Raw genomic sequence first — 19,053 nt, 5'->3', positions numbered from 1 at the left:
GATTTTGCAAGTTGCAAGGTCAATAGACAGCCCACTGGTTTATGCGAATAAAGAGTAGGGGTGTTAGAAATGCGGGAATAGCTCAGTGGTAGAGCACAACCTTGCCAAGGTTGGGGTCGCGAGTTCGAGCCTCGTTTCCCGCTCCACTTTCTTTAAATAGAAAGTTTGAAAAGAAGATAGTTGTAGCACTATAAAAGCTAAATTGTGTCCCATTCGTCTAGAGGCCTAGGACACCGCCCTTTCACGGCGGTAACAGGGGTTCGAACCCCCTATGGGACGCCACTTTTATACTTTTAAAGTAAAAAGTGTCGTTGAAAAAGTAAAATTGTTAGTGTGATAAAAGTTTATGTCCCATTCGTCTAGAGGCCTAGGACACCGCCCTTTCACGGCGGTAACAGGGGTTCGAACCCCCTATGGGACGCCACTTTTACCTTTTTTAAAGGTAAAGTATTGCTAAGTAGTATATAGCAATGTAATGCGGGAATAGCTCAGTGGTAGAGCACAACCTTGCCAAGGTTGGGGTCGCGAGTTCGAGCCTCGTTTCCCGCTCCAATTATAGTTTTTTGTATGTCCCATTCGTCTAGAGGCCTAGGACACCGCCCTTTCACGGCGGTAACAGGGGTTCGAACCCCCTATGGGACGCCATCCTTTTTTTGCGCTATCATAGCTAACCTTCATTTTGAGTTTTTAGCCATGACTTGGTTCGTCAATTACAGATTAGACAAATCGGTTTCCGTTGTTGATCGTGGCTTGGCTTACGGTGATGGTGTGTTTGAAACTATTCGTGTTTTTCCTCAGTGTTTCTTAAAAATCAACGATCATCTTTCTCGCCTTTATCGTGGGCTTTCTAAGCTTGCTATGCCTTTTTCTTTAGAGCAAAAAACTTCTCTGTATAATTTTTTGTATTCCGATGTCTTGCCATTGATCCATGAAGAATCTGTTGTAAAAATTATGATCAGTCGAGGAGAGGGCGGAAGAGGCTATTTATCACCTGAGAACTGTATTCATTCCATCATTATCGGTATCCTACCTGCACCTGATTACCAAGTTCATCGAGAAAAAGGTGTTTCACTTTCCATTTCGCCAGTTCCTGTCAGTTCCAATCGCTTTCTTGCTGGAATGAAGCATTTAAACAGGCTTGAAAATGTGATTGCTAAGCAATATTTATCGTCACCTGATTTTGAAGCAATTATGATGAATGGCAATCGAGAGCTGGTTGAGTGTATTCAGAGTAATCTTTTTTGGTGTAAGCAAGGTATGCTTTATACCCCTTCACTTGAGCAATCAGGTGTGCAAGGTACCTATAGAAAAGCCATTATTGAACGTCAATATGATTATACAGTCCAAATTGGTCGATTTATGCTTTGCGATTTGATGGCTGCGGATGAAGTGTTTATTACCAATAGTCTCATGGGTATAGTGCCTGTCATTGGTGTTACAGGAGTATCTTTTCCAATTGGAGTTCATACTCGGAAATTACAAATTCTAATGCAAGCTAAGGATATGCATGGCGTTCATTAAGTGGTTTTACCGCGTTGTTTTTTTATCTGTTACTTTGTCGGCTATATTGGCAGGCTATCTTTATCATTCTATTACTGCTCCTGTGGAAATAACGTCGAAAGAAGAATTTGAAGTTAAAGCGGGAGATACGGCTTATAGTTTAGGTAATGAGCTAAGTGAAAAAGGGTTGATTGCTAATCCATACTTAACTCGTGTGGTTGCTAAATTGCATTCAGAGTGGGTGCCTAAGGTTGGCAAGTATGCAATCAAACCTGAGATGAATTTATTGGATATAATGGCACTGTTTGATTCAGGGCAATCTATTTTTTACTCTATTACTTTGCTGGAAGGCAAGACAACTCGGGATTTTCTACTGGCAATGCAAGCTCGTGGAAATATCACTATGACCTTGCTAGATGCATCGAATGAAGAAATAGTGAAGAAAGTGGGGCTCGACGTTTCACATCCTGAAGGCCAATTTTTTGCCAATACTTATCGCTATCATGAAGGCGATACTGACGTTAGTATATTAAAGCATGCTCATGAATTGATGACTCAAACGTTGAACGATTTGTGGGAGAAAAAAACAGAGAACTTACCCTATAAATCACCTTATGAAGCGTTAATTATGGCGTCTATTATCGAGAAAGAAACCGGCGTACCTTATGAACGACCATTAATTTCTCAAGTGTTTATTAGTCGTTTAGAAAAAGGCATGCGGCTACAAACTGATCCTACCGTTATTTATGGTCTTGGTGATCTATTCAAGGGCAATTTGACGCGCAAAGGTCTCCAAGACTCATCTCCATATAATACTTACAGAATTTATGGGTTACCGCCAACACCAATAGCTAATGTTGGTCGCGAGGCTATTGAAGCTGCATTAAACCCAGAACAAACAAAGGCCTTGTATTTTGTTGCCAAGGGAGATGGTACGCATGCTTTTTCAAATACTCTGCAAGAGCATAACCAAGCGGTAAGAAAGTATCAGTTTAAACGACGAGAAGACTATCGTTCGACTCCAGTGATTGCGAAATAGAGGAAGGTTGTATGAGAGGTAAATTTATTTCGCTTGAGGGTGGAGAAGGTAGTGGCAAAACAACGGCGATTCATTTTATTCGCCAGTGGTTAGATGACCATAAAATTCCTTACATAATGACTCGTGAGCCGGGCGGTACACCACTTGCTGAAGAGATCCGCCAGCTTGTTTTGACTCCACGAGACGAATCGGTGAACGATGTCACTGAGTTATTGCTTGTTTTTGCCGCGAGAGCGCAACATTTAGCGGAAAAAATCCAACCCGCTTTAGATAAAGGTACTTGGGTGATCAGTGATCGTTTTTTAGACTCAAGCTACGTTTACCAGGGTAAAGCTCGCGGTGGCGATATCGCTATGCTTGATCAATTGGCAAATTGGGTGGTTGGCGATAATAAGCCCGATGCAACTCTAGTATTAGATGTTCCTGTTGAATTAGGGCAAGAGCGTGTGGTTCAGCGTCAGCATCAAGACCGCTTAGATAAAGAATCATTTGCGTTCCACCAAAAAGTTCGTGATGGCTTTCTTGAGCGTGCTGAAGCGGATCCTAAAAGAGTAAAAATCGTCGATGCAAGCCAGTCTTTAGAATCAGTTAAAAGTCAGATTGAAGAGCAACTGGCAAAGCTAAATGAAGCTTGGGCTGGTGACTGTTAGATGACGAATATTGCTGATTGGTTGATTCCATGTTTGCGTCAAGTTCAAGTGCTGAAACAAACTAATAGTCTTTCTCATGCTTTATTGATTACTGGTGCTGATGGCGTTGGGCAAGAAGAACTTGCCCATGAAATGGTAAAAGATTTAATGTGCGAAAAAAATCAGGCTGCAGCTTGTGGTACTTGTCATTCATGTCAGCTGATGAGCGCTGATACGCATCCTGATTTTCGCGTTTTAGATGGCGAAGCCTCTACGATTAAAGTTGACCAAGTCCGTCTATTAGTGCGTCAAATTAGCCAAAAGCCCCAAGTGGGACAAAATAAAGTCGTATTAATTACCCACGCCCAAGCGATGAATATTAATGCGGCCAACGCAGTGTTAAAAGCACTTGAAGAACCTGCCGATAGAACCTTTTTTGTTCTCACTAGTTCACAATCAAGCAGCCTTATGCCAACGATTAGAAGTCGTTGTTTATTGGTTAATGTGCCTACTCCAAGTATGAATGAAGTGAAATCCTGGCTGATGCAACAACCAGATGGCAAAGCTTTGGGGGCGTTATTTTGGTTAACTACTCAGCCATTTCGGTTACTGGCGATTCAGCAGCAAGGTAAAACTCAGTTATATGCGGGTTTGCCAGATCAATTGACGAGCATGCTGCGAGGAACAGTGTCAGTTAGTGCTGTATTAAAAGGTCTGGACAGTAATAATATTGAAGATTACTGCAACGGCTTAGCGGCAATTCTCCATCAATGCATTTGTCACTCGACTGGTGCGCCTATTGATGAAGCACTGCAAACGATTTACGACACGCTTATTGCTCGTTTAGGCATTCAAACTCTAATGTTGCGTTATCAATCTCTACAAAAATTGAAGTCAGACCTTCAAAAGACAAATTTAAACCCCATTATGCAACTCACACACGAATTGAATCATTGGTAAACCAACTATGTTAATTGATACCCATTGCCATCTTGATATGCTCGATCTGGCTCCACATAACAATGATATAAATTCAGTCATTGATGCCGCGTATCGAAAGGGCGTTAGGCAGTTGCTCACTATCGCCGTCGACCTTAATAAAATGGATACCGTGTTAGGATTTACTAAGCGCAACGGCGTCTATGCTAGTTGTGGTGTTCATCCTTTGCAAAGTGAAGGTCTTGTTACTGATGAAAGCCTACTACGTCAGTATGCCGCTGACCCAAAAGTTATCGCAATAGGCGAAACTGGTTTAGATTATTTTTATGAAGCATCAGCAGAGGCTCATGAAGCTCAGAAGGAGAGTTTTATCCATCACCTTCAAGCGGCTGGTAGTCTGGGCTTACCCGTGATTGTTCATACTCGAAATGCCAAAGAAGATACTTTGTCTTTGATTAAGCAATATGGCAATCGGGATAGCGCTGGTGTGCTGCACTGTTTTACTGAAGATTATGATATGGCAAAAGCGGCATTAGATGAAAACTACTTAATTTCTATTTCTGGGATTGTGACCTTTAAAACGGCACAAGACCTGAAAGAAACCGTGCGCAAGTTGCCTTTAGAATCTTTAATTGTTGAAACGGATTCACCTTATTTAGCTCCAGTACCATATCGAGGCAAAAAAAATGAGCCTCAATATGTTTCTGAAGTTGCTCAATATGTGGCAGATTTGAAAGGTATTCGTTACGAGGCCTTACTAGAAGCGACCGCGGCTAATTTTCATCGAGTTTTTGCGAAAGCAAATCCGCAGCATCAACTTCAGCTCTAGATTGTTTCCCAAGGTTCAGTGCAATTGAGTAACAAAAAGTTGGACAACTGGTGTTTTTTGCTAATAAAACAATGATATTTCCGCTTCCATATAGTCGAAGTGAAATCACAGTGTTAGTCTCAACATATTGTATTTATTTAAAATATTTGAAAGAAGAGCCTTCTTCTTTCGCAAGCCTATTTTCTGAATGGCTTGTTAGACATAAGGAAATCCATTGATGTCCAACATGGTTACTTCTCTACCGTATCAAGCTCTTTCAGCTAAAGTTCCTGCGGATCACCTGACTTTCAAAACATTAAACGATATTGAGCCACTTAGCGGTATTTTAGGTCAAGAGCGTGCTGTTGAAGCCATTCAATTCGGTGTGGCGATGCAACGTCCTGGCTACAATATTTTTGCTATGGGCGATTCTGGCACTGGTCGTTCTTCTTATGTATTAAGCTACTTAAAAAGTGAAGCAAAACGCCGTCCAGCGCCTAATGAATGGGCTTATATTAATAACTTTACCGAAAGTCATCGTCCAAAAGCACTGGAGTTTTCTCCGGGTCAAGCTTCAGAATTTGAAAAAGAAATTCGAGCATTAATTGATGGCCTAATGGTTACCTTTCCAGCGGCTTTTGAAAACCCTACGTATCAGCAACAGAAAAGTGTAATTGATCGTGCTTTTAACGATCAATATGAAGCCGCGATCAATAAAGTAGAGCGTGTCTCCGGCAAAATTGGCGTCGCCATGTTTCGTGACGCATCTTCTGTGAGCTTTGCGCCTATGAAGGATGGCAAAGCATTAGAAGAGAATGAGTTTGCCGCATTAACCGATGACGAGCGTGATGCATTTCAAGAAGGTGTTTCGACACTTGAAGGATTGCTTAATGAAGAGTTATTGGGTTTGCCGCAATGGAAGCGCGCAACTTATGAGCAAATTCGCCAGTTAAATTTAGACACTGTCAAAGAAGCGCTAGATCCATTAATGTCAGGTTTGTTTGAGAAATACAAAGACGATACTGATATTACAGCGCATCTTAATGCGTTGAGAGACGATTTAGATAAAACCATAATAGATCAAATGGCTGACGATAAAGCTTCTGAGAACCGCGATGAAATAGGTCGTCGTCAATTTTATGAAGAACTGTATTTGCCGAATATCGCTATTACACACGAAACTAATGGTGGGCAGCCTGTAGTGTACGAGCCGCATCCAACCTACCGAAATTTATTTGGTCAGGTGGAGCACAGTAGCGATCAGGGTATGTTGGTGACAAGTTATCGTTTGATTCGTTCTGGTAGTTTGCATGCAGCAAATGGTGGTTACTTGATCTTAGATGCTGAAAAACTGCTAACAGACCATTATTTGTGGGAAGCACTTAAGCGCGCACTAAAAAGCAAAACTATCAAAATTGAGCATCCTTATGCTGATATGGGCTTGATGAATACCACGACGCTTTCACCGCAGGATTTGCCTTTACAGGTGAAAGTTGTATTGATCGGTGCGCGTGATATTTATTACTTGTTGCAAGATGCGGATCCAGATTTTCAAGAAATGTTCCGAGTTTTAGTCGATTTTGACGATACTCTTAAACGCTCTAAAGATTCAGAGTTGTCTTTTGCTCGCCTGATGAAGGATCGAGTAGATAAAGAAGAGTATGCCAACGTGACGCGTGATGGCGTTGCTGCTTTGATCGAATACAGCAGCCGTCTAGCAGAACATCAACGTGAAATGGCTGCAAAAATCGGTGATGTATTTGAATTATTAGGTGAGGCCGATTTTGTTCGTCAGATGGCGAAAGACAGCGAAATCACAGCGGACCATATTGCTCGTGCTTTAAAAGCGAAAAAACATCGCACAGGTCGAGTCAGTGAGAAAATCATTGAAGAGATCATTGAAGGTACAGTGTTACTAGAAAGTGATGGTTATGCGGTTGGTAAAATCAACGGTTTAACAGTCATGCAGATTGGTGATAGTAGCTTTGGTGCGCCTGCTCGTATTTCCACAACGGTTTATCCGGGTGGTAAAGGCATTATTGATATCGAACGAGAGTCAAATCTAGGTCAAAACATTCACTCTAAAGGTGTCTTGATCTTATCTGGTTATCTCGGTAATAAATATGCTCAGCGTTTTCCATTAGATATTTCCGCTTCTATCGCGATGGAGCAGAGCTACGGTTATATTGATGGTGACAGTGCTTCTACGGCAGAATTGTGTTGTTTGCTATCAGCGTTGATTCAAGTGCCTCTACGTCAGGATCTTGCCATTACTGGTTCGTTAAACCAGTACGGTGAGATTCAGGCCATTGGTGGCGTGAATGAAAAAATTGAAGGCTTCTTTAACGTCTGTAATGCCCGTGGTTTAACTGGTACACAAGGCGTTATTATTCCTAAGTCTAATGCTGTGAATTTGATGTTAAGCGATGAGATTGTTGAGGCTGTGCAAGCGGGAATGTTCCATGTTTATGCGATTTCTACAGCTGATGAAGCGTTGCATTTATTGACTGGTATTGAGCCCGGTGTTGCGGATGAAGAGGGTGAATACCCAGAAGGCACGGTATCTGCTCGAGTAATCGAACGACTAGAAGAAATATCTAAGCTTGGTGAAGAAGAGGAAGACGAAGAAGACGATTCTGAAGAAGAATCTGATGACTCGTCAAAAGCAGATAAAGATAAAAAGTCTGATAAAGCGAAAAAACCAGAAAAAACTAAAAAATAAATGACAAGCTAGTGCTTGCCATTGGTTCTTTTGATGATTTCAGTTTTGCATTGAGAGTTCACTAAAGAAAAAACCGTGTAATAGAGGTCGTCTGCTTTGACATAAATATAGCTGGCGACCTCTTTTCTTTTACTTGGAAGATGTCTTTTTAAAACCAAAGCATTTTTAAACGTTTTTCCACTCATGTACTTTTGAGCGTCTTTATCTGCAGCAAGCTTTGCGTCAAAGTCGCTGCACTCCGCGAAAGTAAAACTGCTTATTGCCAAACTGAGCAGGACAAGCAATTTGTATCTAAACTTAAAAATATTGAACTCCATTACCATTCAAATGACTAATATATCTGACAAGCTAGTAAAGTTTGTAAGATACACGTCAAACACACCTAGTGTCATTAGTGAATATATATTAACAAGGTTAAAGTAGTTATAACGATTACAATATAGTAGGTGTTTTTTTCAGCGAGCATGTTATTTTAAACACATTGTTTTACGCGATTAACAAAGCCTCGAGCTTAAGTATTTTGGGATTAAAAGGTGTATTTATGAAAAAAGGTCTTCTTACTGCCGCGATTATTTCTATTTCCTGTTCATCTACTGTATTTGCTGCTTCATGTGATGACACTAAGTTGCATGGTTACATGGAAAATATCAAAGATGAAATGCGCTCTATGTCGTCTGATGTTAAGTCAGGGGACAATGAATCTGCAGCAAAACGAGCAAATACACTGATTACTTATTTTGAAAAAGCACGTAGTGAAACACCTTATAAATTCACTGCAGAAAACTTGCAAGGCAATGAATTAAAAGATCAAAAAGCAGAATTCACTAAAGTAGTTGATGACACTATCGTGGTTCTAAAAGATCTAGAAACTGCACTAAAGTCAGGAAACTCTTCAGAAGTGAAAAAATTACTTGGAGCAATGGGCAACCAAAGAAAAACTGGCCACAGTTCTTTTAAAGCAAATTGCTAGTTCTGCTGGATGACCTAGCATGAATTCACTGCTACAATGCGCGCGATAAAGAGAGGATATTATGGCTCGTGTTAAAAAATCGCGCAGTATGCGTGGCAAACTTGGAAAAACTGGTTCAAAAGAGATGATGAAAGAGCAAAACAAAGCTCGTAAATCTTCACCAACTCGCCGTTTTGTGACAAAGAAATCCAAGGAACGCAAAGAACAAGCGCACAAGAAACTTGAACGATTAGGATTGCTTCCAGAAAAAGAAGCTGGGGCTGCACCTGTGCGTCCTCGTCGTTTTGTTTTCGTGAAACCTGTTGATGAAAAAGCAGAGCAAGCGGAAGCTATGGAAAACGTTAACAACATCGATACGGATAGTGAAGATCTGTCATTAGACGAATTGTTGTCTGCCTTTACTGAGCAAAAATAAACGAGCAAAAGTAAAAGCAGAAAGACAAGCAAATAAATGTAAAATAAAAAAGGCTGCAGATGCAGCCTTTTTTTATGTTAAAAAAGCGCCATACAATAAAAATTTTGACTTAAATCATTTGTTAAATAAGGTGATAACTGTGAAAGCTTCTGTTCCGATGTCGAGTGTTCGCTATCTTTTAAAAGCGGTTGAGGGTCAAGGTTTGGACCGTCAGTCGGTGTTAGACAGTTTAGAACTAACACAAGATGAAATAGAGCAGAGCGACTCATTCCCCGCTTATCGTTACGGAATGCTTTACCAAAAAATCATGTGGCTCATGCAAGATGAGTCGTTTGGTATGCTAAGTGGTGGTAAGGTTCCAAACGGTACTTTCAGAATGATGTGCCTTTGTATCATACATGCACGAAGTCTTGCTCATGCCTTGTATCGTTGTAGTGATTTTTATGAGATTTGCCGAGGTCCAACGGTTAAACCGGTGTTGATTAAAAAAGGTCGATTCGCCATGGTGACCTTTGCACCTTTGGATTCTTCAGTAGAAAATATCAGCGAGCTAGTCGAACCAGAATCAAAAGAGCAGTTAAGAACAACCCTTTCCATGTGGCATCATTTCATTTGTTGGTTAATTGGGCGTCGATTAAACTTGAAGGCGGCTTACTTCACCAGTGAGCGCCCGGACGATGTTGAATATTACAAGACACTTTTCCAATCAGAAGTTAGATTTAACCAACACGCTAACGCTTTAGTATTTCCTGCCAGTTACCTTGATATGCCCATTGTTCAAACCGAAGACAGTTTGAGAGGCTTTTTAAAAACCGCACCTTATCAATTATTGGTAATGGTAGAAAACGACAACAGCTTAAAATCACAAGTCATGGCCATGCTAGGGAAGGATTTTTCACGAGAAATGCCGAGTGCCGATGAAGTAGCGAGTGCTCTTAATATGAGTGTATCGACACTACGCAGGCGTCTAAATGACGAAAAAACCTCCTACCAAAACATCAAGGATGACTGCCGTAAAGAAGCGGCAATTACCTATATGAACGCTCCTCAGTTAAGCATCAATGATATCGCCGCGTTAATGGGATTTGATGAACCGAGTGCTTTTTTCCGTTCTTTTAAAAAATGGACGGGGATGACGCCAGGCGAATATCGAAAAAGTGAGGAATACTTAAAGTTTGGTAAAGCAATAAAACGCCCATAAATTATACCTTTAATGCTTTTTATTTTATGCCGTGAATGTATTTGTCAGAAATATAGGCCTGAATTGTTATTGAGAGATTTGCTATATTTTTCCATTCTATAAGTATAAATCCGCTCGGATAACTAACCGGAGAATAAAAAATGAGCGAATACCTATATCCAATCAATGACATTCTATTTAGCTTACGTTCTGTTGCTAAAACAGAGCGCCTTACACCTTATTTAGAAGATGCTATCGATAACGATCTATTAGAAGCGATTCTTGGAGAGGCAGGTAAATTAGCCGAGCAAGTTATCGCGCCTATCAACGCCAGTGGTGACAAAGAAGGCTCGCGTGTAGAAAATGGTGAGGTGATCGAAGCAAAAGGCTTTAAAGAAGCCTTCAAGGCGTATTCAGAAGGAGGTTGGATCGGTTTATCCGGCGACCCAGAATACGGTGGCCAAGGCCTTCCTTCTTATGTAGCAACTGCCGTTAACGAAGGTGTTCAAGCAGCCAACCTAGCTTTTTCTTTGTGCCCTTTGTTGAGTCTAGGAGCAATTGAGGCGATTAGCTTACATGCTAGCGCTGAGTTAAAGAATTTATACCTTCCTAAAATGTTGGCTGGTGAATGGGCCGGCACAATGAATCTGACTGAGCCTGCTGCCGGCTCAGATCTTGCAGCTATAGCCTGTAAAGCCACACCTGATGGCGACGTATTTCGTATCAAAGGGCAAAAAATATTCATCACTTGGGGTGATCATCAGATGAGTGACAACATCATTCATTTGGTATTAGCGCGTCTACCAAATGCTCCTGATGGTGTGAAAGGCATTTCTTTGTTCATCGTCCCAAAATTCCTTCTAGACGGTGAAGGTGAGCTTGCTCAACGTAATGATGTTCAAGTGGTTTCCGTTGAACATAAAATGGGCATTCATGCTTCACCAACGTGTGTGATGAGCTTTGGCGATAAAGAAGGCGCTGTTGGCTACCTTGTTGGTCAAGAAAACGAAGGCATAAAAGCCATGTTCACCATGATGAACAATGCAAGACAAGGTGTTGGCTTGCAAGGTTTGGCTATATCGGAGCGAGCATATCAACAGGCATTAGCCTATGCGCAAGAACGTAAGCAGGGCATGAACGCTGAGAGAACTGGCCGAGCTGCCATTATCGAGCATCCTGATGTGCTTCGTATGTTAATGACGATGAAGTCACAAATCGATGCGATGCGTTCTCTTATCTATGTTGCTGCTGTTGAAAATGACATGTCTCATCTTGCTTTAGGGGACGATAAAAAACACGCTATTGCTCGAACTGCGCTATATACTCCTATAGTTAAAGGTTGGATTACTGAGCAAGCTCAAGAAATTACTTCCTTAGCGGTTCAAGTACATGGAGGCATGGGCTTCATTGAAGAAACAGGCGTTGCTCAACATGCGCGTGATGCACGAATCCTACCAATTTATGAAGGCACTAATGGTATACAAGCAATTGATTTGATTGGCCGTAAATTGCATTCAGACAAAGGTGCCGCCATGATGTCGTTGCTAGCAGACATTGAAGCTGAAGTAGCCGAATGGCAAACATCCTCTGTTAGTACTTATGCAAATAAAGTGAAGGCTGTACTAGATCAAGCTAAAACGGCAACCGAGACTTGTTTAACTGCTATGCAAAAGAATCCTGTTTTAGGTACAGGCTTAGCGTATTCTTATATGATGTTAATGGGATATTTGGTTGGTGCTTGGTTACAAGTAAGAGCCTTACACGCTGCGCAGAATGATGAAAAGCTCGATGAATCACAAAAAAGCTCTTGGGAGCATTCGGTCGCATTTTATTGTGATCATGTTTTGCCGAGAGCTTTAGGGCATACTTATTCAATAATGTTTGGATCTGTAACTGTTGACAATCTAAACAAAAATGCTTTCAATCGATGAAAAGCATTTCATGACTATAGAGAATGCCCTAAAAAAATAAAATGGGAGGCAACATGTCAGATAGAGAAGTAATGGAATTTGATGTTTTAATCGTCGGTGGTGGACCTGCTGGGTTATCTGCTGCTTGCCGTATTATGCAAAAAGCGCAGGCTGAAGAAAAAGAAATTAGCGTTTGCTTGGTTGAAAAAGGTTCTGAAATAGGCGCGCACATACTATCTGGTGCCGTTGTCGATCCAGCGGCATTAACAGAGCTTTTTCCTGAATGGCAAGAAATGGGCGCGCCTCTTAACACGAAGGTAAATGTCGACGAACTGCATTGGTTAGGTTCGGAAACAACGTCTAAAAAGTTTAGCAATTGGATGGTACCGAAAACCCTCCACAACGATGGCAATTATATCATTAGCCTTGGCAACCTGTGTCGCTGGCTTGCAGAGCAAGCTGAATCTTTAGGTGTAGAAGTCTTTCCAGGTTTTTCTGCAGCGCATATTGCTTACGATGATAAAGGCAATGTGGAAGGTGTTATTACGGGAGATATGGGTTTAGCTGCTGATGGCTCTGAAAAAGATGGCTTCATGCCAGGAATGTTGTTGAAAGCGAAATACACCATCTTTTCTGAGGGTTGTCGCGGGCATCTGGGCAAAGAGCTTCTTACTCGTTTTGAATTGGATAAAGACAAGGCTCCTCAACATTATGGTCTTGGTATAAAAGAGCTGTGGGATGTTCCTGAATCTCAAAGTAAACCGGGCACCGTTATTCATACTGCTGGTTGGCCGTTAGGTAATGAAGCCGGTGGCGGGGGGTTTTTATATCATTTAGAAAATAATCAAGTGGTGGTTGGGCTGATTGTCGACTTAAACTATAAAAACCCATATTTGAGCCCTTATGAAGAATTCCAAAAATATAAGCACCATCCAATCATAGCTGAGCATTTAAAGGGCGCAAAACGTGTTTCTTATGGCGCTAGGGCTATTGCCAAAGGTGGTTGGGCGTCGTTGCCTAAAATGAGTTTCCCTGGCGGGTTGGTAATTGGCTGTGATGCCGGTACGTTAAATCCTGCTAAGATCAAAGGAACTCATACAGCAATGAAGAGCGGCATGTTAGCTGCAGAAAGTATTTATGATGCGCTGCAATCAGAAGCTCCAACAGTTGATTTGGTTCAATTTAATGATGCTATGCGTAATTCGTGGTTAGGGAAAGAATTACAACAAGCACGTAACTTTGTTCCAGTGATGCATAAACTTGGTACTTTCTGGGGCGGTGCTTATAACTGGTTAGATCAGAATGTTTTCTCTGGCGGTTTGCCATTCACTTTCAATGATATGACACCAGACTATGCATGCATGGAACTGGCGGAAAAACATGTTGCGCCAGAATATAAAAAGCCAGATGGTTTATTGAGCTTTGATAAATTGTCTTCTGTGTTTTTATCGAATACAAACCATGAAGAGAATCAACCATGCCATCTAAAATTAAAAGATGCGGCGATTCCAATACAAAGTAATTTACCAAAATATAATGAGCCTGCTCAACGATATTGTCCGGCTGGCGTTTATGAAGTAGTTGAGTCTAATAATGAATCCATCTTTCAGATAAACTCGCAAAACTGTATTCACTGCAAAACCTGTGACATCAAAGACCCTGCACAAAACATCACATGGGTAACGCCAGAGGGTTCTGGTGGGCCAAACTACCCAAATATGTAGTAGTCCAAATTGTTGGAACAAACGGATCACTTATATCTGCTCCGTTTGTTCTTATTCACTACTGGATTTCACATTTCGACTGATCAATAATAGTACCCTTCAAAAAGGGGAATCCTATGCGCTTGTGGGTCGATGCCGACGCCTGTCCAAATGTTATTAAAACCATTCTTTTTCGTGCTGCTGAACGTCTTGAAATTTCCTGTATTTTAGTGGCCAATCAAGCCATATCTATTCCACCATCAAAATGGATCGAACGCCGCGTGGTGAGTTCGGGCTTTGATGTTGCTGATAATTACATTGTCGATAATATCGACACTCAAGACTTGGTGATTACTGCGGATATCCCTTTGGCATCTGATGTGATCGAAAAAGGCGCCTTAGCAATTAACCCACGTGGAGAACTTTATACAAAAGAAAATATTAAACAGCGTCTGGGTATGCGAGACTTCATGGAACAGATGCGCTCCTCGGGTATTCAAACGGGAGGTCCTGCTGTATTCAACCAGCAAGATAGAATGGCTTTTGCAAACACATTAGATAAGTTATTAGCCCAAAGAATGAAATAAAGGTTTCCTGTCGAGGAATCTGGAAAGTGTTTAATGAATGCTTTCCAGATTATTCAATGTTTATAGGGGATTTTGTATGAAAAAAATCGTGGTTGTTGGCGGTGGTGCCGGTGGTTTGGAGCTGGTTACCAAGTTAGGACATCGATTTGGTAAAAAGCGCCAAGCAGAGATTGTACTTATTGATAAAAGTCAGACTCACATTTGGAAACCTCTGTTGCACGAAGTAGCAACAGGGTCACTGGACATTAATAACGATGGTGTCAATTACCGAGCCCATGCTGCAAAACACTATTACCAGTTTCAATTAGGAACGCTAATGGGAGTCGACCCAGAAGCGCGTACATTGATACTAGACTCTCTTTCTGACGACATGGGTCACATTGTATTACCGGAACGTACTATTTCTTATGACATTCTTGTTATGGCTGTGGGCAGTGTGAGTAACGATTTCGGAACTCCTGGTGTACGAGAGCATTGTTATTTTCTAGATTCCCATAAACAAGCTGAGCGTTTCCAACAAGCGCTTTTGAACCAGTTCTTACGTGTTCATCAAGAGGGTGCTGATGCAAAATTGAAGCTAGCCATTGTAGGGGGGGGCGCAACTGGGGTTGAATTATCTGCTGAACTGTTTCATGTTGCAGATATGCTAAAAGCTTATGGCATGCCTGAAATGTCTGGCAAACGAGTTAATATTCAACTTATTGAAGCAGGCCCCAGAATACTTGCAGCCTTACCAGATCGAATTGCCTCTTTAGCAACAAAAGAGCTTATTCACTTAGGCGTCACGATAAGTCAAAGCACTCGAGTTGTCAGAGCTTATGATGGCGGATTTCAAACAGCGGACGAGAAAAATATTGAAGCAGATCTCATGATTTGGGCTGCTGGTGTGAAAGCACCAGACTTCGTAGCCAAGATTGAAGGCTTTGAAACTACGAGAAACAACCAAATATTGGTTAAAGGGACATTGCAGACAACAGGGTTTGAGAACATTTATGTGATCGGTGACTGCTGTGCATGCAAACAAGCTGATGGTTCTTTTGTTCCGCCTAGAGCGCAATCTGCTCACCAAATGGCTTCGTTAGTGTTTGATAACATCAAAGCGTCTTTTTTGAGCGAACCATTAAAAGAATACACTTACAAAGATTATGGGTCCTTAGTTAACCTGAGCCGTTATAGCACAGTGGGTAATCTAATGGGGAACCTGATGGGCGGCTCCATGTTTATAGAAGGACGTATTGCTCGTTTCGTTTATGTTTCCCTATACAGACTTCACCTCATTGCGATACATGGCTGGTTCAAAGCCACAGTGATCATGGCAGCACAAAAGATTGGTAAGGTCGTCAAGCCAAAGCTTAAGCTACATTAATTCCTGGCCTACACAAGTTACTTAGAAAGCCGAGTCATTACGAACTCGGTTTTTTTTTGCTTCAAATTTCTTATTCAGTCGTTATTGTAGTAAAGCTTGACCTATGTGCTACATACAGGTTTTACACTATGGTTATAGTTCAGATATTTCAAAGGAGTTTCTATGCGAGTAAGTGAGCTAGCCAAAAAAACCAATGTAACTGCTGAAACTGTCCGCCATTACACAAGGCTTGGGCTGATCCGTGCTGAGCGAGATCCAAACAATGGTTATCAGTTATACGACAAGGTGGCATTGCAGCGATTAAATTTCATTCGCCAAGCCAGTGATTTAGGATTCAGCTTAAAGCAAATCGAAGAGATTTTTCATCAATCCGATAGTGGTGATTCACCTTGTCCTATGGTTCGTGATTTATTGGAAAAAAAAGTCCCAGAAACCAAACTAAAAATAGCTCAACTGCAAGCGCATTTAGTCAAAATGGAAGACGCGTTAGCAGCTTGGAAAAGTATGCCAAATGGTGCTCCTGATGGTCATTCAATTTGTTGTTTGATTGAAGACTGGGAAGAGGCTATCAATAGCGATATAAGAGGAGGGTAGAAATGACGCATTCAGAATCAAAATCAGCCGATCAAAATACAGTATTAACATTAAATGTTACCGGTATGTCTTGCCAAGGCTGTGTGTCGAAAGTTCGCAAACTCATTCAGGAAAAAAGCTCAGAAGCGGTTATCGAAGGTATGCCGAAAGAGCATAAACTAGTGGTCACGTCTGATTTAGAATTAGCCGCAATTGAAGCTAGTGTCCAGGAAGCTGGATATCAATCATTAGGCTTATTTAATAACAATGAGCATGATCAATCAAAAAATAAGCAAGAATCCGCTGAGGAAAAAAATCCAGTAGATAAAGAACAGAACAATCTAGATAAAGTAGACAGTTCATTCAGCTATCAATTTTCTATTGGTGGAATGACCTGTGCCGGCTGCGTTAATACGGTAAAAAAGGCTTTGGCGAATTCTGCCGATGTTATTTCTGCAGACGTTAACATCGCCAATCATACCGCACAAGTTGTCACCAAAGGTTCTTCTGAAGCATTAATCGAAGCGGTTGAGAATTCAGGTTATCAAGCAAGCCTTATCCTAGATGCAGAAAAAAGTGAAGAAGAGCGCGGCAAAAGAGAGTTGGCGGAATATCGTCATAAATGTAAATCGTCAGCGCTGGGTTTAGGCTTAGGGATTCCCTTGATGCTGTATGGCCTGTTTGGCGGAAACATGATGGTGAGCTCGCTCACTGATAGAGTCATTTGGTTTGTGGTCGGTGTTGCCACGCTGTTAATTATGGTGACTGCGGGTAAGCATTATTTCCGTGGTGCCTGGAAAGCCTTTACGAGCCATCAGGCTAATATGGATTTATTAATCGCCTTGGGTACTGGTAGTGCTTGGTTGTATTCAATGCTAGTTGTGCTTGCACCTATGACTTGGTTGCCTGATAACGCCCGCCACTTATACTTTGAAGCAGCAGTGATGATCATTGGTTTAATCAACCTTGGCCAAGCATTAGAGCTGAGAGCTCGTCGTAAAACAAGCCAAGCCTTGCATCGACTTTTGGATTTGCGACCTAAAATGGCAACGCGAGTGGATGGCGACACGGAATCTCGCGTTAGTGTGGCAGATATAAAGGTGAATGACATTTTGCGAGTTCGCTCTGGTGACAAGATTGCTGTTGATGGAGAGGTCTTAGAAGGTCTTTCCACGGTAAATGAATCTATGCTGACAGGCGAACCTGCACCAATAGAAAAAAGCGTAGGAAGCTTGTTATCTGCTGGCACGATAAACGGCCAAGGTAGTTTGTTGTTCAAAGCAACTCGTATTGGTTCCGATACCTTACTCGCGCAGATTATAACCATGGTCGGTAAGGCACAGAACTCAAAGCCACCGATTAGTGTGCTAGCCGACAAAGTGTCTTCTATTTTTGTACCAAGCGTAGTCATTATCGCTATTTTGACGGCACTTGTGTGGTTTAACCTTTCTATATTTGGTGTGGACAATGAATCCGTCTTCTCATATATGTTGGTAACGAACATCTCGGTACTGATAATTGCTTGTCCGTGTGCTTTGGGGCTAGCAACACCTATTTCTACCATGATAGGGATTGGTAAAGCGGCAGAATATGGTGGCCTTATTCGAAACGGTGAAGCCTTACAAAGAGCGAGTGAATTGACCGTTGTCGTGCTAGATAAGACTGGCACGATTACAGAAGGTAAACCGAAAGTCGTTAATGAAATATTAAGTGAGCAAGCTCATAAAGGTTTGGTGGCACAAGTCGTTTCAGCTCTAGAGGCGCGAGCTAATCATCCTTTGGCGGATGCTTTATTGGAGCATTGTCAGAAGGATGCAGCAGAAAAAGAAAGTGTTGCTCTCGATGAATTTGAGTCACTGGTTGGTTTAGGTGTGAGAGGAAGTATTGAAGGGAAGGCTTATTATCTTGGTAACGAGCGCCTGATGAAAGAAAAGGGCATCTCTATAGATTTGCTCGCTTCTGATGATCTGCATAATGCAGCAACCCGTGTCTATCTCTCGGATGAAGTTGCGTTAATGGCTGTTTTTTATATTGAAGATCCCATTAAGAAAGGCGTCAAATCGGCTATTTCGAACTTCAAGGAGCAAGGCCTAAAAGTTGTCATGCTGACTGGCGATAATCCAGAAACGGCCGCTTCAGTTGCAAATATGGTTGGCATTGACGATTATCATGCGCAATTGATGCCAGACGATAAACTGAACTGGGTTAAGAAGCTTCAGACACAAGGTGAAGTGGTTGGAATGATTGGTGATGGCATTAACGATGCGCCAGCTCTAGCTCAGTCCGATGTAGGCTTTGCGATGGGAGCCGGAACTGACGTTGCCATGGAGAGCGCTGATATTACTTTGATACATAATGACTTAAACAGCGTTGCAGATGTTATTCAAATAAGCAGTGCTACGTTAAGGAATATTAAGCAGAACTTATGGGGCGCATTTGCCTATAACAGTTTAGGTATTCCTATCGCTGCGGGGATTCTATTTCCGTTTACAGGGTGGTTATTGAGCCCAGTTATTGCTGGTGCCGCAATGGCCCTATCGTCTGTAACAGTTGTGACTAATGCTAATCGACTTAGATTTTTCCGTATTTCCCGTTCAAATCTTAATAGTATAGATACTGAGGAGGGTAAATGAGCGTACTCATTAATATGTTAGGTGTGTTGCTAATCATGTTTGTTGTCTATTGGTTTTGGTGGCCAACCCACCAGAAACA

16 protein-coding genes and 5 tRNA genes are annotated in these 19,053 nt (G+C 41.7%); 20 read left to right on the top strand and 1 reads right to left on the bottom strand.

What is annotated here, in order from left to right; all coding sequences use genetic code 11:
• The first annotated feature begins 71 nt into the window (after nt 1–71).
• The 11 genes from CCS02_RS04745 to CCS02_RS04695 all read left to right on the top strand — a co-directional run bounded on the left by CCS02_RS04745 (nt 72) and on the right by CCS02_RS04695 (nt 7,637).
• A tRNA-Gly gene (locus CCS02_RS04745) sits at nt 72–146 on the top strand.
• A gap of 60 nt (nt 147–206) precedes the next feature.
• Nucleotides 207–282 (top strand) — tRNA-Glu (locus CCS02_RS04740).
• 66 nt (nt 283–348) lie between these two features.
• Nucleotides 349–424: transfer RNA gene (locus CCS02_RS04735), tRNA-Glu, on the top strand.
• A gap of 53 nt (nt 425–477) precedes the next feature.
• Nucleotides 478–552, top strand: a tRNA-Gly gene (locus CCS02_RS04730).
• Between the two features lie 17 nt (nt 553–569).
• Nucleotides 570–645, top strand: a tRNA-Glu gene (locus CCS02_RS04725).
• 48 nt (nt 646–693) lie between these two features.
• Nucleotides 694–1,521 (top strand): aminodeoxychorismate lyase, encoded by an 828-nt coding sequence (gene pabC, locus CCS02_RS04720; protein WP_100635955.1) that lies wholly within the window; start codon nt 694–696, stop codon nt 1,519–1,521.
• The gene (mltG, locus tag CCS02_RS04715) at nt 1,508–2,539 is read left to right on the top strand and encodes an endolytic transglycosylase MltG (RefSeq protein ID WP_100185866.1); all 1,032 of its coding nucleotides are present in this window, start codon (nt 1,508–1,510) and stop codon (nt 2,537–2,539) included. The genes pabC and mltG overlap by 14 nt, the downstream gene beginning before the upstream one ends.
• 11 nt (nt 2,540–2,550) lie before the next feature.
• On the top strand, nt 2,551–3,189 hold the full coding sequence (gene tmk, locus CCS02_RS04710; RefSeq protein WP_072839009.1) for a dTMP kinase: 639 nt from the start codon (nt 2,551–2,553) through the stop codon (nt 3,187–3,189).
• On the top strand, nt 3,190–4,128 hold the full coding sequence (gene holB / locus CCS02_RS04705; protein ID WP_100185865.1) for a DNA polymerase III subunit delta': 939 nt from the start codon (nt 3,190–3,192) through the stop codon (nt 4,126–4,128).
• A gap of 7 nt (nt 4,129–4,135) precedes the next feature.
• Complete coding sequence (locus tag CCS02_RS04700; RefSeq protein WP_100635954.1) at nt 4,136–4,936, top strand: TatD family hydrolase; 801 nt, start codon at nt 4,136–4,138, stop codon at nt 4,934–4,936.
• 217 nt (nt 4,937–5,153) lie between these two features.
• The gene (locus tag CCS02_RS04695; protein ID WP_100635953.1) at nt 5,154–7,637 is read left to right on the top strand and encodes a Lon protease family protein; all 2,484 of its coding nucleotides are present in this window, start codon (nt 5,154–5,156) and stop codon (nt 7,635–7,637) included.
• An 8-nt stretch (nt 7,638–7,645) separates the two neighbouring features.
• Here the strand turns inward: CCS02_RS04695 and CCS02_RS04690 are convergent, their stop codons facing one another.
• Nucleotides 7,646–7,954, bottom strand: coding sequence for a hypothetical protein (locus tag CCS02_RS04690; RefSeq protein WP_072839259.1), 309 nt, complete (start codon nt 7,952–7,954; stop codon nt 7,646–7,648).
• A 224-nt stretch (nt 7,955–8,178) separates the two neighbouring features.
• Here CCS02_RS04690 and CCS02_RS04685 point away from each other — a divergent pair, with 224 nt between their 5' ends.
• From CCS02_RS04685 to CCS02_RS04645, 9 genes are all read left to right on the top strand, one after another.
• Nucleotides 8,179–8,607 (top strand): cytochrome b562, encoded by a 429-nt coding sequence (locus tag CCS02_RS04685; RefSeq protein ID WP_100185862.1) that lies wholly within the window; start codon nt 8,179–8,181, stop codon nt 8,605–8,607.
• A 61-nt stretch (nt 8,608–8,668) separates the two neighbouring features.
• Nucleotides 8,669–9,022, top strand: coding sequence for a hypothetical protein (locus CCS02_RS04680; protein WP_072839014.1), 354 nt, complete (start codon nt 8,669–8,671; stop codon nt 9,020–9,022).
• Nucleotides 9,023–9,161: 139 nt separating this feature from the next.
• The gene (locus tag CCS02_RS04675) at nt 9,162–10,223 is read left to right on the top strand and encodes an AraC family transcriptional regulator (protein WP_100185861.1); all 1,062 of its coding nucleotides are present in this window, start codon (nt 9,162–9,164) and stop codon (nt 10,221–10,223) included.
• A 140-nt stretch (nt 10,224–10,363) separates the two neighbouring features.
• Nucleotides 10,364–12,133 (top strand): acyl-CoA dehydrogenase, encoded by a 1,770-nt coding sequence (locus CCS02_RS04670; protein ID WP_100635952.1) that lies wholly within the window; start codon nt 10,364–10,366, stop codon nt 12,131–12,133.
• A 53-nt stretch (nt 12,134–12,186) separates the two neighbouring features.
• Entirely contained in the window at nt 12,187–13,836 is a 1,650-nt protein-coding gene (locus CCS02_RS04665; RefSeq protein ID WP_100635951.1) for an electron transfer flavoprotein-ubiquinone oxidoreductase, read from the top strand.
• A gap of 116 nt (nt 13,837–13,952) precedes the next feature.
• Nucleotides 13,953–14,402, top strand: a complete 450-nt coding sequence (locus CCS02_RS04660; RefSeq protein ID WP_100635950.1) for a YaiI/YqxD family protein — start codon at nt 13,953–13,955, stop codon at nt 14,400–14,402.
• A 76-nt stretch (nt 14,403–14,478) separates the two neighbouring features.
• A complete protein-coding gene (locus CCS02_RS04655; RefSeq protein ID WP_100635949.1) occupies nt 14,479–15,768 on the top strand; it encodes an NAD(P)/FAD-dependent oxidoreductase in 1,290 nt (429 codons plus the stop codon).
• A gap of 162 nt (nt 15,769–15,930) precedes the next feature.
• Complete coding sequence (locus CCS02_RS04650; RefSeq protein WP_100635948.1) at nt 15,931–16,362, top strand: MerR family transcriptional regulator; 432 nt, start codon at nt 15,931–15,933, stop codon at nt 16,360–16,362.
• Nucleotides 16,363–16,364: 2 nt separating this feature from the next.
• The gene (locus tag CCS02_RS04645) at nt 16,365–18,974 is read left to right on the top strand and encodes a heavy metal translocating P-type ATPase (RefSeq protein ID WP_100635947.1); all 2,610 of its coding nucleotides are present in this window, start codon (nt 16,365–16,367) and stop codon (nt 18,972–18,974) included.
• Nucleotides 18,975–19,053: the final 79 nt, after the last annotated feature.

Origin of the sequence: Marinomonas sp. ef1 (genome assembly GCF_002806845.1) — a bacterium.
GTDB lineage: Bacteria > Pseudomonadota > Gammaproteobacteria > Pseudomonadales > Marinomonadaceae > Marinomonas > Marinomonas polaris.
This window is presented reverse-complemented; position numbering and strand designations above follow the sequence as displayed.

Coding starts and splice junctions, on each gene's coding strand:
- holB (WP_100185865.1), top strand. CDS start 3,190: ATGACGAATATTGCTGATTGGTTGATTCCATGTTTGCGTCAAGTTCAA.
- CCS02_RS04685 (WP_100185862.1), top strand. CDS start 8,179: ATGAAAAAAGGTCTTCTTACTGCCGCGATTATTTCTATTTCCTGTTCA.
- CCS02_RS04680 (WP_072839014.1), top strand. CDS start 8,669: ATGGCTCGTGTTAAAAAATCGCGCAGTATGCGTGGCAAACTTGGAAAA.
- CCS02_RS04650 (WP_100635948.1), top strand. CDS start 15,931: ATGCGAGTAAGTGAGCTAGCCAAAAAAACCAATGTAACTGCTGAAACT.
- tmk (WP_072839009.1), top strand. CDS start 2,551: ATGAGAGGTAAATTTATTTCGCTTGAGGGTGGAGAAGGTAGTGGCAAA.
- CCS02_RS04665 (WP_100635951.1), top strand. CDS start 12,187: ATGTCAGATAGAGAAGTAATGGAATTTGATGTTTTAATCGTCGGTGGT.
- CCS02_RS04645 (WP_100635947.1), top strand. CDS start 16,365: ATGACGCATTCAGAATCAAAATCAGCCGATCAAAATACAGTATTAACA.
- mltG (WP_100185866.1), top strand. CDS start 1,508: ATGGCGTTCATTAAGTGGTTTTACCGCGTTGTTTTTTTATCTGTTACT.
- CCS02_RS04700 (WP_100635954.1), top strand. CDS start 4,136: ATGTTAATTGATACCCATTGCCATCTTGATATGCTCGATCTGGCTCCA.
- CCS02_RS04695 (WP_100635953.1), top strand. CDS start 5,154: ATGTCCAACATGGTTACTTCTCTACCGTATCAAGCTCTTTCAGCTAAA.
- pabC (WP_100635955.1), top strand. CDS start 694: ATGACTTGGTTCGTCAATTACAGATTAGACAAATCGGTTTCCGTTGTT.
- CCS02_RS04670 (WP_100635952.1), top strand. CDS start 10,364: ATGAGCGAATACCTATATCCAATCAATGACATTCTATTTAGCTTACGT.
- CCS02_RS04655 (WP_100635949.1), top strand. CDS start 14,479: ATGAAAAAAATCGTGGTTGTTGGCGGTGGTGCCGGTGGTTTGGAGCTG.
- CCS02_RS04690 (WP_072839259.1), bottom strand. CDS start 7,954: ATGGAGTTCAATATTTTTAAGTTTAGATACAAATTGCTTGTCCTGCTC.
- CCS02_RS04660 (WP_100635950.1), top strand. CDS start 13,953: ATGCGCTTGTGGGTCGATGCCGACGCCTGTCCAAATGTTATTAAAACC.